The sequence below is a fragment of the Parasedimentitalea nitratireducens genome, assembly GCF_057444295.1.
In genome coordinates this window covers 1-17072 of record NZ_JBYAXC010000026.1, presented here as the reverse complement: position 1 = coordinate 17072, position 17072 = coordinate 1, and the positions used below count along the sequence as shown (strand labels likewise).

Sequence of the window (17072 nt, the reverse complement as noted above, 5' to 3'; positions counted from 1 at the left end):
GAAGGAATGCGGTCCACCTAGGGGAGTTATACTTACCCATAGCGGACCGCCGCCCCGTGAGTGTTGAAGGGGTAAGAATAAGGTAGGCGGCTGTTTCATGCTGTCCAACAAAGGAGCGAGTTATGAGAACACGGCAGGTTCGGTTTAGGAGCGTCTATCGGAAGTTGGCCGGCATGCCTCTGGATGTGCGTTGTCAGTTCGCCTGGCGTATTTCTGCGACCACGATTTAGGAACTGATCAATCCAACAAAGAAGAGGTCACCAGGCAAGGCAGAAATTGAAGGCTGCGAATAACGAAGTTACAGGTAGCACTAGAAAAAAAGTGGATTTTTAGTATGTCAATTTTGGATCATAACGATCATCAAAAAGCAGGGCGGGCAGTTGTGATTGTTTCCTCCATGCTTATCTTGTTAGATCAATGTGTTAATCAGTTTAGTTCGATCAATCTATTAGGGTTGGAAGTTCAACTTTCCGCCTCTGAATTGACAGCGTTGATGCGGATGCTAGCGACCGTCTATGGGTTCATCTTTGTTCTGAGAATTGTGCAATCGGGTGTGTTCTTCCGTCGTCTCGCTCTGGCATCTGAGAATGACAAACGTAGAGTCGAGCGGGTTGGGCTGCTGAACCAAAGCTTTCAGGGGCGGCGAAATGAAGTAGAAGCGCGAAAGACTGCTGCGATTAAAGCTTTGCCCTCAAAACAGGCGAGTTCGATGGCGGACATAGATGCGATTACTTCGTCGTTCCAAATTGAACTGGATAGACTGAAGGAGGATGGAACGAAGGCAACAGAAAGGGCGCTCACGTACTCCAAGATAAAGACATATCTGGATTTTGGAGCTATTTTGGCTATCGAATTTGTGGTTCCCGTAGCCTTTCTATCTGTTGCATTTGTCATTCCAGTCGCTGGGTTGGTGTGTCCAGTTTATTCGGATCAGCTCGAAATGCTACACGGAGCGCCATGAAGGTCCAACAAAGGAGCAGATTAACCGCTCGCATTAGGAGAAAGCCATTGTTTTCATTTGAGTATATGGATCTAGAGAGGAAACTTAAACGCCTTCGGAATAGTGTTACAAGTCGATCCCAAAAGGAGTTAGGTTTTCTATTGATAGATGAAATTGTTCAACTGGATTGTGAAAATCAACAACAGGAACCCCAATTCAAGCGCCAGTATCCAATGCTTGATATGACAAGAGCTATGACGGTCGAAGAAGCGCATGTGTGGCTTACCCATGTTTTTAAGACTGATGCACTGGGAAGCCAGCCTAGCTATCCGAAATTCGAAACCTCTAAGCTTGACGGGTACACCTACTTTGCAGCCTTGAAATACATTCATTCACGGGCGGCTTTTGAGTTATATGTAAAGTCGCGGAGTAAGTTCGCTAACATAATCCATCTTTGTGATGGTATGGCGGCAGGTGCGATGTCTTGTTTGTCAGCGAATATGCAGTTTGAACCAAATAAGGTTCAGAGGGCTGTATGCAACGCAATGGCGAAGATTCTTGCGCGTCAAGGAGTCGGCTCGGTTGCTCAATACGAAGACCGGGTTGCTGAACTAAGAGAGCAAGATTTGGACACCAGCAAGTACTTCGGCGGAAAATTGGTTGGCAAGTAGTAGGGGCCCGTTCAAAAATTGAACGTCAAAAGTCTTTTTGTGGCCATGCTGAAAAAAGTGGCAAGGGAAGTCCATCAAAGGAGAGTGAATTGAAATTTGGCTTTTGTCTGACGTTGGCGCTAATCGCCACGGGTCCAACGTTTGCGGCCAGTCTTCAAGTTCGAGACGCTGATACAATCGTTGTTGATGGAACGCCCGTTAGGCTTCAGGGGGTAGATGCTCCGGAATTGAATACCAGAGCAGGTAAAGATGCCCGCCGCTGGATGGTAAACTTCTTGCGGGGCAAAGACGTCAAGTGCCAGCTTAACGGCGAACGTTCGTATGACCGGTACATAGGCGTTTGCTTTGCCGATGGGGCGGATATTGGGGCCTCTGTCATTTCCGCAGGCCATGCCTTGGATTGTCATCGATATTCGGGTGGCAGGTATCGACATCTTGAAACGCCAGCTGCTAAGTCGCGGATCAAACGTGCCGGTTATTGCCGGTAGGTAATTCAATCAGCTGTCCAAAGGAATGATCGATGCAAGCCGAGAGATTGAGCAACGGTCTGATCCGTCTATCGGGCAAGGTTTGGAAAGATGAATTTGACGAATCCCGCGTGCCTGGCTGGATCGAGTTCTATGAACGGATGTATGCTAACACCGGACGTGTGGGCTATCAGAAGGCCGCTGCTGCTTTGAAGTCTTAGCCTCCAGTTCAATAACTAAGTTCTCAATCGCATCTTAATGAATAGTCGAACTGAGGCGCTAAAGGAGCATTTGGCTTGGTCCCAGATAACGATAATAAGCCACCTTCTCAAAAAGTGCCGATTGGGAGATTACTTATGTTCGCCCTGGGATTAGTGTTCTTGGGTGTTTTAGCTCGCGGCATGTATTATTTTGTCAGAGGGCTTCTTTGGTAGCACTAGAGCTACCCGCCAAAGAGGGACGGGTAGCTGAAGAAAAATTCGTCGAGACAGTTATAAGCCTTTTTCACCAAAAGAGATCTCGTATTCGTTTTCCTGAATATACCTCATAAGATCTAAAAATAGATCATTATCGAGGTTCTTTAGCATGTCGTCTACAACTTGCTTTTCGTGTTCTCTAGGAGGTCGGGATTTCGTTCGGCGATTGTCGAATGTTGCCTGCCGCAACCGAGTTGCCGTCCAAGGCCCCAAACTATCCGGAAGCGTCGCCCCATGAAGGTCTGTACTAATTCCAATTGTTTGGCTTTTGTTTTGGAAGACATAGCGTAACATGAGGTATCTCTTTCAGTTTGTTGGTCCGACGCGATGTCGGATGGGGAGCACTTACCGGCAATAACTGGACGGCACAGTTGCTCGGTCGGCGAAACTTGCCGACGCCTCATGACGATTTTTGTTTTTGTAGTTGGGAGTTAGTAGTTGGTGGGTCTACTGACGTGAGCCCGCAGTTTTTGCCAGAACCTCAGGATCTCGACGGACAGGTCATCGCAGTACTTATCCAATCCAGTGCTAGTGAGAGTCTTGTCCGCACTGAGTGTTTTGTTGAACTCAAGCGGGGTTTCTGGTGGCTTGGAAGTCTCGATTTTTTGAAGCTTGCTTAGGCAAGCATGAATAGCGACTACACCCAGCAAATGGCGTGTCGGTTTACGCTCCTTGCCAACAGCGACTTTTAGGTAGAGGTGCGCAGCTAGAATATCCAACGCCGAGTGAAATTCAGTTTCATGACCTTTCTGTTCGCCCATTTTGTGATTTCGGCAGAGAATAGAAGTTGCGATGAGTTCAGTCATCATATCAACCGTCGCATTCAACAACACTTGCACCTCGGTATAGCTGTAGCTGCGTGTCGTCTTCGAAAAGTAAGGTTGTGTGATTAGTTCCATCACGTTTCACTCTCTGCCGAAATCTTCCCTGTCTTAGGTGGAACATATGGGGAACTGTTTTGGTTAATATTACCTTAACTTCCAGCAGGTTGAGGTTTGAATGCCACCTAATTTGCAAAGCTTTTGCGTTTTCCGAGCGTAAGTCTGTTAGTAAGTGATGTGCGTTTGTGGAAATATGACGGTGCAAATTCGTTCTGGCAAACGTACCCAAAGGTGTAAGGATCACCGCAAAATGATTCTAGCTGGGCGTGACTGAGACGGTTCGGGTTTGGATGTTCTGGCGGACATTCTGTCGCGTGAAGAGTTTCGATCCAGATCCAACAAAGGAGATAAGTGTGACTAATAAAACAGAAGATTTCATCGCCAATATTCTAGAACCTTTGAGGGGGGCGGCACAGGAAAAACTCGTCCGTTTGGTGAAGTTGAAAGACGCAGGCATTGATGTATCTACTTACCCGTTCGAAGAGACCCTCGATGATATGATTGATCGTGAGGCCAAAGCGATTGATAGGCTTAATCGTTCTATCGACTTTGCCAAAGGGATTGCAGCAACTCAATAGGCTATGGCCTCCCTTCAATACACGTTCTGGTAGGATAAGGGACGGCAACGATGTCCATCAAAGGAGGAGTGCGGTCCACCTAGGGGAGTTATACATACCCATAGCGGACCGCCGCCCCGTGAGTGTCAGCGGGGTGCAAATAAGGTAGGCGGTTATTTCATGCCGTCCAACAAAGGAGAGCATTGTGACGGTCGAAAATATTCAAGTTGATTCCAATGGCTTTGCGGGATGCACCATCTGCAACTATCTGAATATTTCATTGGGGCTGATTTCTGGGGTCCAATTTATGGTTCGGCAGCGCACACAAATGCAACCGCTCGCAACATCGTTTATGCTTGGTCAGGTTGCAGAACTCTTGGCTAAAACGAGTTTGCTGCAAAGCAAATCGGCTACGGAGGACCAGTTTAAAAGTTATAAATTCAAAAACCGTTTTGGTCACAAAATTTATAATATGTGGGATCAGGAAACTAATTTGCTTAGGGTGGCGACAAGCTATTGGGAGGCTAATCAGGCCAACTTCACGGGAATGGAGACTACTAAGTTTACTGATGTGTTTAGATGTCTAGCTGACCTTCACGAGGAAACGTTTGGTTATGCTGCTCGATATGGTGGAGTAAACCGTTTTCCTGTTCATGAGCCGTTGATAGCGACTTTTGGGCATATCCATGCGCTGCTTAGAACTGAGCATGAGAATCCATAAAAGGAGCTATTCGCGGCCTTTGGTGTTTCTCCTTTGTTCCGATGCCGATGTCAGGTAACAGGCCCCATCACCAACGATTCAGTGAGGGGAAAGCGGAATGGGTAAAATACACGTTGAGCATCGTATTGTGGTGCGTGACCAAGATGACCGTATTGTTTCTGATCAGCCCGCGCGTAGTTTTGTTGTCGCTGACCCGCTCTATGATGTGGCGGTGTCGAGATTACAGCCTGGCCAGACTGTTACGTTACAGCACGGCGCACGGATTATTCGCAGCTCCAGTTAGGCGTTTGGGAAATTTAGTCCGTTCTGTTTTACAATCACAAAAAAAAATCGTTGAAAATCAATGAGGCACAGAGGGGGTGTTTTACAGCGTAACGCTTTGATTTTTATGAATTAGCGCCGTCCTCCACGGCTCGCCAATTTTCCAAACAAGTGCGTCCCCTTTGCAAGATTCTAGCTGGGGTTTGGGTTGGCAGCTGGTTCTAGTAGAGTGCGGTTGTCGAAGCCGCTGCGCCGCCACCGGACTGTCTGTCTTCGCTGTCACTGTGCTCATCGTTACTGAGGGTGTCGTTTGTGGCGCCAGTATTACCCGCTGAGGCCAAGGGGGCGCCTCCCAATAGGCCCACTATAATTGGGACGCATGGGTGGTTTGGGGCTTCCTCAAGCAAGAACTCTAGCTTGCGGCGCAGGGCTGCATTGTCACTTGCTCCGAGCAGAGCTTCACATTGTTGGTCGGCTAGTTGTGCTTGATGTGCCAATGCGGATGGTGCAAGTCCTGTCTGCGTTAGCAAGAACGTTAAGGCGGAAATTACTTTGACCTTCTTTATCATATTTCTCACCCTGTGTTTTGTCGGAAAGTTCCAAGCCCCCGTGGATACTGTGAGCCGTGTTTGGAACGCTGGTCATTGGGTCATAGTTTAACGTTTAGCGAGAGTTTCTGCCAATGTAGTGTGGCCCAACGTATGCCTGTGCTGAGCATGGCAGAGCGCAGCAGCACTTTGTTGGAGCCAATGGCCTCGGCAATGAAGGCATAATGCAATTGTTTATTGGTCGGGGCCCTTAATAACACGGTTTGGGCTTGCTGCATGGATTGCTCGGTCTGACGCTGAATTTGTGGAACTGCCGATTGTTGGACGGCCCGATATGTCTGGCCTCTTCGCCGTATCGGCGGCTGGGCCGGGTCCGAGTTGTTGCGAACTGCTCGGGTCAGAGATGTTTCCACCCCTTCAAGAGCCTCAATAGCTTCAGCATAGTGTTCATTGCCCCGAAGAACGTTTGTGGCCTGGCTATAAGAGTGTCGAAAACAGTCAAAACGATAGATCTGGGAAAGCCGTAAGCATTCGACATTGCCGCGCTCAAGGATTATGAGCACCTGGTTAGTGGTCTCTGTCGTCAAATGGCTGTGATGGCGAGCCTCGGGGTTATTGCTGTTTATCCTAAAGTGCGCCGTCGCAGTTTGCGCAAAGGCCAAGCCTGCTATTAATAGGACACTCCAAGCACTTTTAAACATACCGCCACCCCCAACCGCTGAGCATAGGGCGAATGGGTTGTTTGGCAAATTGGCCCATGAAGGCGCAGGGCTGCCAAAGTGAAACTGCGGGAACTCGGGTCAGGGTGCTTATCGCGGAGAGAGTTTTGCGGGTCGCAAGGCGGTCCTGTCCTGACGGCTCATTGTAAATCGAGCGGCATCACTCGTGAACCTGACGGTGTATAATTGTGCCGCGCCTCGCTTGTTTCATTACAAGCAGGACTAGAGGCGGGGCACAACTATGGTTTCTCAGGCTAGAAATCTTCCCAGCTGGCATTGGCACGACGTGGTTCAGGAGTGTCAAAGTCCGATTCATGTGCCTCGAATTCAATACTTTGCATTGCGGCGCTTGGGCTGCTTTCCAAGGCGGGTAAATTCGCAGCGTCGTGGCCCGTCTTAAAGATGGCCACTTGCCGGGCCAACTCGTTTGCATCATTGCGAAGCAGCTGGCTGGCGGCAGTGGATTCTTCGACCATGGCTGCATTGTGTTGAGTCACCTGGTCCAGTTGCAGTACACCAGCATTGATTTCTCCCAATGCGATGGACTGTTCCTCGGCGCCGGTAGCGATGCCGATCACATGGCTGGAAATGGTGCCGACGCTGTCAATGATTTTGCGAAGTTCATCGCCAGTGCGACCAACCAACTCGACGCCATGCTTGACTTGCTTTTCGCTGTCATTGATCAACTGTTTAATTTCCTGAGCAGCGTCAGTGGATCTTTGGGCCAATGCCCGGACCTCGGAAGCAACCACCGCAAATCCTCGCCCTGCTTCACCGGCTCGCGCTGCTTCAACCCCGGCATTCAAAGCCAAAAGATTGGTTTGGAAAGAAATGTCGTCGATAACCGAGAGGATCTGAGAGATCTGTCCGGAGGACTTTTCGATCAAAGACATAGCATTCACTGCCTCGTGCACAACCTCGCCGCTCTTTTCTGCCGTGGCGCTGGCGCTGGCTACGATGCCCTCGACTTCCTTGGCACCAGTCGCCGCGCTTGTGACGCTGGAGGTTAGTTGGTCCAGTGCGGCAGCGGTCTGTTCTAACGTTGCAGCTTGGCTCTCTGTGCGCTGAGAGAGGTCACCGGACGACTGGTTGATTTCCTCTGAGCTGCCACGAATCTTTTCTGAATTTCCGATCACTGCATCGATGATGCCAACCAAGGTGTGGATGGTCCGGTTATAGTTTTCGCGCAGTGTTTCATATTCAGCAGCAAAAGGCTGGTCGAGTGTTTCTGTCAAATCGCCTTCGGACAAGCGAAATAAGGCGCCAGTCAGATCGTCCACCACGTGCTTTTGTTCTTGCTGAGCACGGACGCGCTCCTGTTCCACATCACGGGCTTCGGTTAGCTGAGTTTTTAGGTTTTCGACGGTGCGCGCAATGGCGCCAATTTCATCGCCGCGGTCCAAGTGGACTGGCTCTTGATCGTAAGTTCCGTCGGCAATTTCATCGATTAGGTTGCCGACATTCTGAAGTGGGCGGGACATCATGGAGCGAAGCAGTAGAATCGAGATTGCGCTCATGATCAAAAAGGCCACTGCTGCCACGATATATGAAATGTTTTTGGCGTGGGCAACCTCGGCAAACGCTATCTCGGGGGACCAGATGACTGCGATCGATCCAACGATGCTTTCACCCTTTGCGCCAGCCGTAGCTGGCATCGCAATGTAATAACCGTCGCCGGTTGTTTCACCAGATCCGGTGGCAAAGGACGTTGCTGCTAACACTGCCAATTGGGTGGCTTGCTCTTCGTTCGCAACGCCAGAGCTTGCAAGCACTTCGTCCGAACTGTTGGTGGCAATAGCGTAAAGCGCGCGACCGTTGGATTCCGCTAGGATACGGTCGAGCGCGATTTGGACGCCGCTGGCATCGCCAAACCGCATTGCCCCGCCATTACGGGCACCTGCGGATTGGGTCACGACAGTGGCAAGGTCAATAACGCCGTCTTTGATGGCGTTATTGATAATCCGTTGGGATTGAAACATTAAGATTGCGGCCACGATCAAAGTTGTCGCGGTCATCAACAACGTACATTTAATAAAAACCGACATGCCGTTGAACACGGGTTTCAGGGGATTTCGAATTTTCATGTTAGTACCTTTTACCAAGTTACAATCCAAATATGTAACGGAGTTAAATCAGAGACTCAGCGTTGATACCGATTGTCATGGCGCCAATTGGCAACCCGGTCGCGGGATCAGTAATAGTCAGAGAAATTTGGCCCTGATAGCTTTGGGTCGATTCATCAAGCTCTACATCGCCAAAATGAACTGCGTCGGGACCAATGCTATAGGTTTCTGAAAACTTGGCTTCGTCACCTTGCCACATATCCGATGTCATGCTGGATGCTGCTACGTTCAAACCGTGCGCATCCATGATGAAGATTTCGGTTACCTGTCCACCAGATGCGGCAACCTGAGCACGCAGAAAATCTGCGGCCGCATTTTCCATAACGGGTGTCAGCGTTGGGGTCGAACCAGTGCCAACTTCGGCACGCCAAGCTTGGTCAAGCTGGTCAATCTGACCCTGGTCATATCCTTGAGTCCGTTGGTTTTGCGAATTGATGGCATCCACCAAAACAGAGGAGTGGGCCCAGTTTCGAACTTCGGATTCCAGATAGGCAGACATTGCAGGTTTGTATTGGTTTGCAAATGCTGGAGTGACAACAGTTGCCATAACCGCCAGAGCGGTGAGACTTGTAAACTTCATTGATCGTTCCCTCGTACCGTTTCCCCAGAGTGGCTGGGGATAGGTCAAAACTGGGCGCCCTGAGTTTACTGTTGAGTTAACGTTTACATTGACTTTTTTCTAAACTTTTATGGTGGAACAGGCGCGGATGCGGTGTATCCCTGATCCCCACCCCCCCCAATAATTATTGGGATTCATGGGCTCGTTGTCAGCGTATGATGCGGAAAACAGGGCATGAATTGGTAAACTCGTCTGCCCCAACCGAGTCGACCTTTTGGGCTTCTCAGAGGGAAAAGTGAAGCGGTTTCTTGCTTCAAAAAAAGATATAAAGGACCAATTTATTTTTCTTGGCAGCGCCCGGATCGCCCAACTATTAGGCATACTTGGTGCGAAGTGACTGATTGTACTACAAAACGTGATTACTTTGGGGTGCCGTATCGTGTCGGGGCACACTCTTTGGTAGAGCGGATGCAGGGGATTCGTTGCTTTATTAAGCGTTGGCAATGCGCCAACATACGACTGCGGTTAAGGCAAAGGGCCAAATGATTGAACTAAAAGACATGCAGCTGTTGTCGGCCTTGGCGCGGCATCAGCATTTTGCCAAAGCGGCGCAGGAATGCGGGATTTCACAGCCAGCTTTCTCTATGCGGATCCGCAATATGGAAGAGAAGCTGGGGATCTCGATTGTGCGTCGGGCCAATCGATTTCAGGGGCTGACCGAAGAGGGCATGATGATTGTGCGCCGGGCGCGGTCTATTCTGGATGATGCCAAAGCACTGGAACAAGAGATCGCGGCATCACGTGGAGAGGTATCAGGGGTCTTGGTGTTGGGTGTTGTACCAACCGCAACCGCCTATGCGGCGCAACTGGTGAACAGCCTGCGCGAGGCCTATCCGCGCATTCTGGCACGAGTCGAGGTGACAACCTCGCTGGCCATTCAGCAACGGTTGTATGATGGGACAATTGATGCAGGGATTACCTATGAGGACAGTCTGGGGCGGGATCTTGTGACCGTGCAGCCCTTGTATCAGGAGGCTTATGTCCTGTTTGCACCCGAGGCGATGATCGCGGAATTTGGTGAGATGATCACTTGGGCGCAGGCTGCGCAACTACCGCTAAGCCTGCTGGATCCACAAATGCAGAACCGGCGTATTCTGGACCGGATATTTGATGAGCTGGATCTGGCGCCCGAGATTGTGTCCGAGTCCAATGGGTTCATGTCTTCTATTGTTATGGCGCGAGCGGGTTCTGTCGCCACGATCCTACCGCGGGCTTTGGTTGATGCTTTGGGTGATCTGGCCGGGACACGCGTGCTGTCGTTGATCGAACCGGATCAGCTGCGTCCTATTTGTATTGCGACGTTAGACCGACAGCCAGAACTGACCACAGTGCGCGCGTTGAAAGAGGTGATTGCCGCATTCGAGCAATAAGCGTTCGTTATCAAGTCTTCGATTTTCACGATTTGACGATACATATTTCTGATGGCATTGCGTCTGGAATAAGTTGAGTGATTGGGAGGCTCCCGTGGCACCATTGGATAATAGCAAGGGCGTTTGGAAATCTGGCAAGGGCAAGGGTCGTAAAACGCCCAAGGGCCGTCAGGTTGATGATACAGCGCTGAGCCAGGTTCAAGCGTTGTTGGGCGATGCGCCGCGCAATCGGGATCTGCTGATCGAATTTTTGCATCTTATTCAGGATGAATATGGCCATCTGAGCGCCGCGCATATTCGCGCACTGGCCGAAGAGATGCGCACCGGGCAGGCGGAAATTTACGAAGTTGCCTCGTTCTATGCGCATTTTGATGTGGTGCGCGAAGGTGAGACACCGCCGCCAGCACTGACCATCCGGGTCTGTGACTCGCTGTCCTGCGAGATGGCCGGGGCCGAGCAATTGCAAAAGGCGTTGGAAGACGGGCTGAACCCGGACGAGGTGCGAGTTGTGCGCGCGCCCTGCATGGGCCGCTGCGACACCGCGCCGGTTTTGGAGATTGGTCACAATCACATTGACCACGCCACACCTGAAAAGGTGCAAGCCGCGATCAAGGCGGGCGACACCCACGCATATGTGCCAGAGTATGAAGCCTTTGCGGCTTACGAGGCCGAGGGTGGCTATGCCAAACTGAAAGAGCTGCGCGCCAATGGCGATTGGGAAGCGGTTCAGGCCAAAGTGAAAGAGGCTGGGCTGCGTGGTCTGGGTGGGGCCGGGTTCCCATCGGGCACCAAGTGGGGCTTTGTTCGCACCAATGCTGGCCCACGCTATCTCGCAGTAAATGGCGATGAGGGCGAACCGGGCACGTTTAAGGATCGCTACTATCTGGAGCGCACGCCGCATGTCTTCCTTGAGGGCATGTTGATTGCCGCCTGGGCGGTCGAAGCTGAAAAGGCTTTCATCTATATGCGGGATGAATATCCGGCGGTGCTGGAAATCCTCGCAATCGAGATCAAAGCGCTGGAACAGGCCGGGATTGTCGAGCCAGGCTATATCGATCTGCGTCGCGGAGCAGGGGCTTATATCTGCGGCGAAGAAAGCGCGATGATCGAAAGCATCGAGGGCAAACGTGGTGAGCCGCGTCACCGTCCTCCGTTTGTGGCGCAGGTGGGGATTTTTGGTCAGCCGACCCTCGTCCACAATGTCGAGACATTATACTGGGTCGCCAAGATTAACCGCGAGGGGCCGGAGTGCCTGAACTCGGTTGAGAAGAACGGGCGCAAAGGGCTTCGGTCGTATTCGGTGTCGGGCCGGGTCAACAACCCCGGTGTGCACCTGCTGCCCGCCGGGTCGACCATCACCGACATTATCGAGGCCTGCGGTGGCATGCTCGATGGACATACCTTCAAGGCCTATCAACCCGGTGGTCCGTCGTCTGGTCTGTTACCTGCGTCGATGCATGACGTGCCGCTGGATTTCGACACCCTGCAACCACATGGCACTTTTATCGGCTCCGCCGCTGTGGTGGTTTTGTCTGATCAGGACAGTGCCCGTGATGCAGCGCTGAACATGCTGCGGTTTTTCGAAGACGAAAGCTGCGGCCAGTGCACGCCCTGCCGGGTTGGCTGTGAAAAGGCGGTAAAGCTGATGCAGGCGCCGAAATGGGATCAGGATCTGTTGGAAGAGCTGAGCGCTGCCATGGTTGATACATCTATCTGTGGCTTGGGCCAGGCCGCGCCGAACCCGATCCGCCTGACGATGAAACATTTTCCAGATGAAGTTTGACGTGCGGTATCTCTTTGCGTTGTTGATTGCCGCCGCTCCGACTTGGGCGCAGGACCACTCGGCCTGCTATCCCGAAGGTGCGGCACCTTCGGGTGTCCGCGAGGCCACACCGGGTGAACGGATGGACGCGACTGGCCTAGGGTTTGGCTACCATCTGTTGCCGTTGGCTTTTCGCAAGTTCTGCGGTTTTGAGGATGAACAGAACCAAAAGTATGTGGACGGCATCCTAACGCAGGTCGGATGCAGTGAAACCAGCACGGTCGGTACCCAGCATCTTGGTTATCTAGAGATGGACGCGGGCGAATTCAGCCGTTCATTAACTGGATGTGATGTTCGTGGAGCGGTTCCGAAAGAAGACTGGGCCACGTTCTGCTCGCAAGTGGCGAAGCTTGAAATTGCGGCATTGGTCGACCTAAATTTAGAAGACGACTCTGACGCGGCCCTCTCTATGCGAAACGCATATGAGGCCTTTGATATTTTGATTGAAAAAGTGACTGAGAAGGGGTGTTGAGATGAGCATCGCAAGCGAAACCAAGGCAATCACCTTTACCCTTGATGGCCAGCAAGTCACCGCCGAAGCAGGCATGAGCATTTGGGAAGTGGCCAATGGTCGTGGGCTAAAGATCCCGCATCTGTGTCACAAGCCAGCGCCTGGCTATCGCCCAGATGGCAACTGCCGTGCCTGTATGGTTGAGATTGAGGGTGAGCGCACGCTTGCGGCCTCCTGTATCCGTGAACCTGCCGAGGGCATGGTTGTCACCACCAACAACGCGCGTGCCGAAAATGCCCGTAAAATGGTGATGGAACTGCTGGTGGCGGATCAGCCGTCGCGCGAAGAAGCGCACGATAAATCCAGCCATTTGTGGGACATGGCCGAGCTGAACGGGGTTTCGGAGTCACGCTTTCCCACGTTGGAAGAGGGGCGCATTCCGCTGCTGGACGACAGCCATGTGGCGATGTCAGTCAATCTGGATGCCTGCATTTCCTGTAATCTTTGTGTGCGGGCCTGCCGCGAGGTTCAGGTCAATGATGTAATCGGTATGGCTGGTCGTGGCCATGATGCCTATCCGGTGTTTGATATTGCTGATGACATGGGCGCGTCATCCTGTGTGGCCTGCGGCGAGTGCGTGCAGGCCTGTCCAACCGGGGCGCTGATGCCTGCTGCTGTTCTGGATGACAAAGGGCAGGGGGATTCCAAAGATTTCGATAGTGAAACCGAAAGCGTCTGCCCGTTCTGCGGCGTGGGTTGTAAGGTCTCGCTCAAGGTCAAAGATGGCAAAGTGAAATCGGTTGAGGGCATCAATGGCCCTGCCAACGAAGGCCGTTTGTGCGTCAAGGGCCGCTTTGGCTTTGACTATATTCATCACCCACATCGCCTGACCAAACCACTCATCCGCCGTGATGACGCCCCGGCCAAGGGGCTGAATGTGGATCCCGGTAATCTGGGCACCCATTTCCGCGAGGCGACATGGGACGAAGCACTGGATCTGGCTGCCAAAGGATTGGTTGGTTTGAAGGATCAACACGGAGGTCGTTCGGTGGCTGGATTTGGCTCGGCCAAATGCACCAACGAAGAGGCCTATCTGTTCCAGAAGTTCATTCGTCAGGGCTTTAAGCATAACAACGTCGACCACTGTACGCGGTTGTGCCATGCATCATCTGTGGCGGCGCTGATCGAAAACGTTGGCTCGGGCGCGGTGACCGCGACCTTTAACGAGATCGAAAATGCCGATGTGGCGATCATCATCGGGTCTAACCCGATTGAAAACCATCCCGTAGCGGCGACCTATTTCAAGCAGTTCACCAAACGCGGTGGCAAACTGATCGTGATGGACCCGCGCGGTGTTGGAATGCGGCGCTTTGCTGATGAAATGGTCCAGTTCCGCCCCGGTGCCGATGTGTCGATGCTGAACGCGATCATGAATGTGATTGTCGAGGAGGGGCTTTACGACCAAGGCTATATCGACAAATACACTGAGAACTGGGAAGCTGAGAAACAGCATCTGGCTCAATTTACGCCCGAAGCCATGTCGGAGATTTGCGGCGTTGAGCCTGAGCAGCTGCGCCGGGTTGCCCGCATTTTTGCCAATGGCAAGGCAGGGCTGATCTTTTGGGGCATGGGGATCTCTCAGCATATTCACGGCACCGACAATTCGCGCTGTCTGATCTCGCTGGCGCTGATGACTGGCAATGTCGGCAAGCCGGGCGCAGGCCTGCACCCGCTGCGCGGACAAAACAACGTGCAAGGCGCATCCGATGCTGGCCTGATCCCGATGTTCCTACCGGATTATCAATCGGTGATGGATGATGGCGTGCGTAAATCGTTTACCGATGTTTGGGACAGCGATGATTTCAGCAATGAAAAAGGCCTGACGGTTACTGAGATTGTCGACCAAGTCTATGCTGGCAATATCAAAGGCATGTATATTCAGGGTGAAAACCCGGCGATGTCGGACCCAGATGCCGAACACGCCCGCGATGCCTTTGCCAAGTTGGAGCTGATGGTGGTGCAGGACATCTTCCTGACCGAGACGGCGAACTATGCTGACATTATCCTGCCAGCCTCAACCCTGTATGAAAAGAACGGCACCGTGTCCAACACCAACCGTCAGGTTCAGCGGGTGCGTCCTGCCGTGGCACCTCCGGGTGAGGCGCGCGAGGATTGGGCGATTACAACTGAACTGGCACAGCGCGTTGGGTTGAACTGGGCTTATACAGATGTGAGCCAGGTGTTTGACGAGATGAAGCTGAACATGAAGTCGCTCGAGAATATTACCTGGGAGCGCCTGAAGACCGAGACCATTACATATCCTTCGCTGCATGAAACTGACCCCGGTCAGGCGATTGTGTTTGGCGATGGTTTTCCACGTGCCGAAGGTCGAGCGAAGTTCACGCCTGCAAGTGTGATTGCGCCGGACGAGGCGCCGGATGCTGAGTACCCGATGATCATGACCACAGGGCGACAGCTAGAGCACTGGCACACTGGGTCGATGACCCGCCGGTCAAAGGTTTTGGATGCGGTTGAGCCCGAAGCAAACTGCTCGCTGAATCCACGCACATTGAAGCTGATGGGGATTGAGCCGGGTGATATGGTGCGCTTGTCGACCCGTCGAGGGTCGATCGAGATCATGGCGCGCGCTGACCGGGCGATTGCAGAAGATATGGTCTTTGTTCCCTTTGCCTATGTCGAGGCAGCGGCGAACATCTTGACCAACCCGGCGATAGACCCCTATGGCAAGATCCCCGAGTTCAAGTTCTCGGCCGTGCGGGTGGATAAAGTCGAAGGTCAGATCGCGGCAGAGTGATTTGGCTGACAGCATGATGTGACAATGCGGGCGCGGAACCAGTGGTTCCGCGCCCGTGCTTCTTGGTGGCGCCGCGCTGACGCGCGGCGCGGTGGTGGCCAGCCCGTTGGACTGGAGTGGACGGTGTTTTGCGACGAGATCTCAGGATAGTTTTGCGGAGAAGCGCTTTAGGGGCATGCGCGCGCTTAAAGACGCCCGGTTTAGTGTAATACCCTCTGTTGACGCATCAATGAGCTGGCCCGCGCACCTGCACGGCGGCCTTTGGCCGTCATTGACCCGCCAACAGAGTGTTGATCAGGCCAGCAAGGTAATGGTGCTGTTGCCCGCGCCGCGCCGCAACGCGTGGACATCAGATAGGGCAGGGTCATTGATCCAGGCCTTTGCCGCTTCGGCTGATGCGAATTCCAAGATGACACCAATGCCAGTTTCGCCTGCTTCTCCTTCAAGAACGGTTTGCTCGGGGGAGGCCTGAACAACGCGACCGTCGTGTTTGGCAAGCGCATCTGCTGCCAGTTCTCGATAGGCTGCCAGAGTATCTGGGTTGGTGACGACGATGTTTGCGTAGGCATATACCATTGTGTGGCTCCTTGTTTGAATGACGATGGAAACATGGGGCGACGATCGGCGTACGAAAACACGTGCATTTGCACGTATCACGTGCGTAAATGCATGTGTGCAGGTGAACTGGGATGATATGCGCACGGTGCTGGTACTGGTGCGAGAAGGCACCTTGGCGGGAGCGGCCGAGGTGTTGGGTGTGACCTATACAACTGTGGCCCGGCGGGTCACCCGCTCCGAAGAGATGTTGGGACAGCAATTGTTCGAACGTTTCCCCGAGGGATATAGGCCAACACGGCAGGCTTTAGATATTGCCGCTGCTGCTGAACACATGGAGCAACACGAGCATCAGGCGCTGCGCCAGTTGGCGGGGCAGGATCAGGATCTGTCTGGGCCGCTCACCTTGACCGCGCCTCAACTTCTGATCCACGCGCATCTGGCGCCAGTGCTCAAGAGGTTCGTGGATCTGTACCCAGATGTGGATCTTGTCGTGAAGGCGAGCAATGATCTGTTGGACCTGACACGACGCGAGGCCGACTTGGCAATTCGAATCAGCGCAGATCCCGGGGATACGCTTGTAGGCCGCCAGTTGGTAGTCCAGCGCAGTGCCTGCTTTGCCACGCCCGAGTTAGCTGCTGCTGCGGCTGAAGATCCGCAGGCGCCATTGGACTGGGTCTTGTACACGGACCACAAGTCGCCACCCAAAGACGCTTGGGCGCTGCACCCCAACTCCCGCGTTCGGGCCCGGTTTGATGACATGGTCTCTTTGATGGCTGCTGCGCAGGCGGGCATGGGGGCTCTGCGTATGCCGATATTCCTGGGGCGCTCGACACCGGGCTTGGTCCCTCTCAAGCATATTCCGACAGCATTTTATGCGCCTATCTGGATCGTGAGCCACAAAGACTTACGCCAGTCCCGCAAGGTGGCGGCATTGAAGGATGTGCTGATCCCTTGGTTCAAGCAGCACGAGGATCTGTTTACGGACCTCTAGCGGGGAATGTCGGCAAGATTCTCCGTCGTGAGCTTCGGGGGGTGTGATTGGGCGGCTCGGTTTTGGAGTTTCCGACTCGGTT

The 17072-nt window shown here is 52.8% G+C and carries 19 protein-coding genes; 12 read left to right on the top strand and 7 right to left on the bottom strand.

Translation table 11 applies throughout. From position 1 onward, the window contains the following. Nucleotides 1-334 precede the first annotated feature (334 nt). The 4 genes from AC2T28_RS24610 to AC2T28_RS24595 all read left to right on the top strand — a co-directional run bounded on the left by AC2T28_RS24610 (nt 335) and on the right by AC2T28_RS24595 (nt 2299). Nucleotides 335-961, top strand: coding sequence for a hypothetical protein (locus AC2T28_RS24610; RefSeq protein WP_486751248.1), 627 nt, complete (start codon nt 335-337; stop codon nt 959-961). 47 nt (nt 962-1008) lie between these two features. Next, on the top strand, nt 1009-1611 hold the full coding sequence (locus AC2T28_RS24605; protein WP_486751247.1) for a hypothetical protein: 603 nt from the start codon (nt 1009-1011) through the stop codon (nt 1609-1611). Between the two features lie 89 nt (nt 1612-1700). After that, nucleotides 1701-2099 carry a thermonuclease family protein gene (locus AC2T28_RS24600; protein WP_486751246.1) on the top strand — a complete coding sequence of 133 codons (399 nt, stop codon included), beginning with the start codon at nt 1701-1703 and terminating at the stop codon, nt 2097-2099. Between the two features lie 32 nt (nt 2100-2131). Continuing rightward, a complete protein-coding gene (locus tag AC2T28_RS24595; protein ID WP_486751245.1) occupies nt 2132-2299 on the top strand; it encodes a hypothetical protein in 168 nt (55 codons plus the stop codon). Nucleotides 2300-2569: 270 nt separating this feature from the next. On the opposite strand, the gene AC2T28_RS24590 is transcribed toward AC2T28_RS24595, so the two are convergent. Continuing rightward, nucleotides 2570-2848 carry a hypothetical protein gene (locus AC2T28_RS24590; protein ID WP_486751244.1) on the bottom strand — a complete coding sequence of 93 codons (279 nt, stop codon included), beginning with the start codon at nt 2846-2848 and terminating at the stop codon, nt 2570-2572. A 137-nt stretch (nt 2849-2985) separates the two neighbouring features. Further along, nucleotides 2986-3453 carry a hypothetical protein gene (locus tag AC2T28_RS24585; protein WP_486751243.1) on the bottom strand — a complete coding sequence of 156 codons (468 nt, stop codon included), beginning with the start codon at nt 3451-3453 and terminating at the stop codon, nt 2986-2988. Between the two features lie 335 nt (nt 3454-3788). On the opposite strand from AC2T28_RS24585, the gene AC2T28_RS24580 reads away from it, so the two are divergent. The 3 genes from AC2T28_RS24580 to AC2T28_RS24570 all read left to right on the top strand — a co-directional run bounded on the left by AC2T28_RS24580 (nt 3789) and on the right by AC2T28_RS24570 (nt 4996). Then, nucleotides 3789-4013 carry a hypothetical protein gene (locus AC2T28_RS24580; RefSeq protein ID WP_486751242.1) on the top strand — a complete coding sequence of 75 codons (225 nt, stop codon included), beginning with the start codon at nt 3789-3791 and terminating at the stop codon, nt 4011-4013. Between the two features lie 184 nt (nt 4014-4197). After that, a complete protein-coding gene (locus AC2T28_RS24575; protein WP_486751241.1) occupies nt 4198-4713 on the top strand; it encodes a hypothetical protein in 516 nt (171 codons plus the stop codon). Between the two features lie 97 nt (nt 4714-4810). Next, the gene (locus AC2T28_RS24570; protein WP_486751240.1) at nt 4811-4996 is read left to right on the top strand and encodes a hypothetical protein; all 186 of its coding nucleotides are present in this window, start codon (nt 4811-4813) and stop codon (nt 4994-4996) included. 199 nt (nt 4997-5195) lie between these two features. Here AC2T28_RS24570 and AC2T28_RS24565 read toward each other — a convergent pair whose 3' ends face one another. From AC2T28_RS24565 to AC2T28_RS24550, 4 genes are all read right to left on the bottom strand, one after another. Continuing rightward, nucleotides 5196-5543 (bottom strand): hypothetical protein, encoded by a 348-nt coding sequence (locus tag AC2T28_RS24565; protein WP_486751239.1) that lies wholly within the window; start codon nt 5541-5543, stop codon nt 5196-5198. Nucleotides 5544-5623: 80 nt separating this feature from the next. Beyond that, complete coding sequence (locus AC2T28_RS24560) at nt 5624-6223, bottom strand: hypothetical protein (protein WP_486751238.1); 600 nt, start codon at nt 6221-6223, stop codon at nt 5624-5626. A gap of 272 nt (nt 6224-6495) precedes the next feature. Beyond that, a complete protein-coding gene (locus AC2T28_RS24555) occupies nt 6496-8325 on the bottom strand; it encodes a methyl-accepting chemotaxis protein (protein ID WP_486751237.1) in 1830 nt (609 codons plus the stop codon). 43 nt (nt 8326-8368) lie between these two features. Continuing rightward, the gene (locus AC2T28_RS24550) at nt 8369-8944 is read right to left on the bottom strand and encodes a hypothetical protein (RefSeq protein ID WP_486751236.1); all 576 of its coding nucleotides are present in this window, start codon (nt 8942-8944) and stop codon (nt 8369-8371) included. A 521-nt stretch (nt 8945-9465) separates the two neighbouring features. On the opposite strand from AC2T28_RS24550, the gene AC2T28_RS24545 reads away from it, so the two are divergent. The 4 genes from AC2T28_RS24545 to fdhF all read left to right on the top strand — a co-directional run bounded on the left by AC2T28_RS24545 (nt 9466) and on the right by fdhF (nt 15441). Continuing rightward, nucleotides 9466-10353: a LysR family transcriptional regulator gene (locus AC2T28_RS24545; RefSeq protein ID WP_486751235.1), complete on the top strand. Its 888-nt coding sequence runs from the start codon at nt 9466-9468 to the stop codon at nt 10351-10353. Nucleotides 10354-10447: 94 nt separating this feature from the next. Then, the gene (locus AC2T28_RS24540) at nt 10448-12136 is read left to right on the top strand and encodes an NAD(P)H-dependent oxidoreductase subunit E (RefSeq protein ID WP_486751234.1); all 1689 of its coding nucleotides are present in this window, start codon (nt 10448-10450) and stop codon (nt 12134-12136) included. Beyond that, nucleotides 12126-12647, top strand: a complete 522-nt coding sequence (locus AC2T28_RS24535; RefSeq protein ID WP_486751233.1) for a hypothetical protein — start codon at nt 12126-12128, stop codon at nt 12645-12647. Before AC2T28_RS24540 ends, AC2T28_RS24535 begins: the two co-directional genes overlap by 11 nt. 1 nt (nt 12648) lies before the next feature. Further along, nucleotides 12649-15441: a formate dehydrogenase subunit alpha gene (fdhF, locus tag AC2T28_RS24530; protein ID WP_486751232.1), complete on the top strand. Its 2793-nt coding sequence runs from the start codon at nt 12649-12651 to the stop codon at nt 15439-15441. 294 nt (nt 15442-15735) lie between these two features. Here fdhF and AC2T28_RS24525 read toward each other — a convergent pair whose 3' ends face one another. Continuing rightward, on the bottom strand, nt 15736-16017 hold the full coding sequence (locus AC2T28_RS24525) for a DUF1330 domain-containing protein (protein ID WP_486751231.1): 282 nt from the start codon (nt 16015-16017) through the stop codon (nt 15736-15738). A 103-nt stretch (nt 16018-16120) separates the two neighbouring features. On the opposite strand from AC2T28_RS24525, the gene AC2T28_RS24520 reads away from it, so the two are divergent. Then, nucleotides 16121-16990, top strand: coding sequence for a LysR family transcriptional regulator (locus tag AC2T28_RS24520; RefSeq protein ID WP_486751230.1), 870 nt, complete (start codon nt 16121-16123; stop codon nt 16988-16990). Nucleotides 16991-17072: the final 82 nt, after the last annotated feature.

Coding starts and splice junctions, on each gene's coding strand:
- AC2T28_RS24610 (WP_486751248.1), top strand. CDS start 335: ATGTCAATTTTGGATCATAACGATCATCAAAAAGCAGGGCGGGCAGTT.
- AC2T28_RS24595 (WP_486751245.1), top strand. CDS start 2,132: ATGCAAGCCGAGAGATTGAGCAACGGTCTGATCCGTCTATCGGGCAAG.
- AC2T28_RS24590 (WP_486751244.1), bottom strand. CDS start 2,848: ATGTTACGCTATGTCTTCCAAAACAAAAGCCAAACAATTGGAATTAGT.
- AC2T28_RS24585 (WP_486751243.1), bottom strand. CDS start 3,453: ATGGAACTAATCACACAACCTTACTTTTCGAAGACGACACGCAGCTAC.
- AC2T28_RS24570 (WP_486751240.1), top strand. CDS start 4,811: ATGGGTAAAATACACGTTGAGCATCGTATTGTGGTGCGTGACCAAGAT.
- AC2T28_RS24565 (WP_486751239.1), bottom strand. CDS start 5,543: ATGATAAAGAAGGTCAAAGTAATTTCCGCCTTAACGTTCTTGCTAACG.
- AC2T28_RS24560 (WP_486751238.1), bottom strand. CDS start 6,223: ATGTTTAAAAGTGCTTGGAGTGTCCTATTAATAGCAGGCTTGGCCTTT.
- AC2T28_RS24555 (WP_486751237.1), bottom strand. CDS start 8,325: ATGAAAATTCGAAATCCCCTGAAACCCGTGTTCAACGGCATGTCGGTT.
- AC2T28_RS24550 (WP_486751236.1), bottom strand. CDS start 8,944: ATGAAGTTTACAAGTCTCACCGCTCTGGCGGTTATGGCAACTGTTGTC.
- AC2T28_RS24545 (WP_486751235.1), top strand. CDS start 9,466: ATGATTGAACTAAAAGACATGCAGCTGTTGTCGGCCTTGGCGCGGCAT.
- AC2T28_RS24535 (WP_486751233.1), top strand. CDS start 12,126: ATGAAGTTTGACGTGCGGTATCTCTTTGCGTTGTTGATTGCCGCCGCT.
- fdhF (WP_486751232.1), top strand. CDS start 12,649: ATGAGCATCGCAAGCGAAACCAAGGCAATCACCTTTACCCTTGATGGC.
- AC2T28_RS24525 (WP_486751231.1), bottom strand. CDS start 16,017: ATGGTATATGCCTACGCAAACATCGTCGTCACCAACCCAGATACTCTG.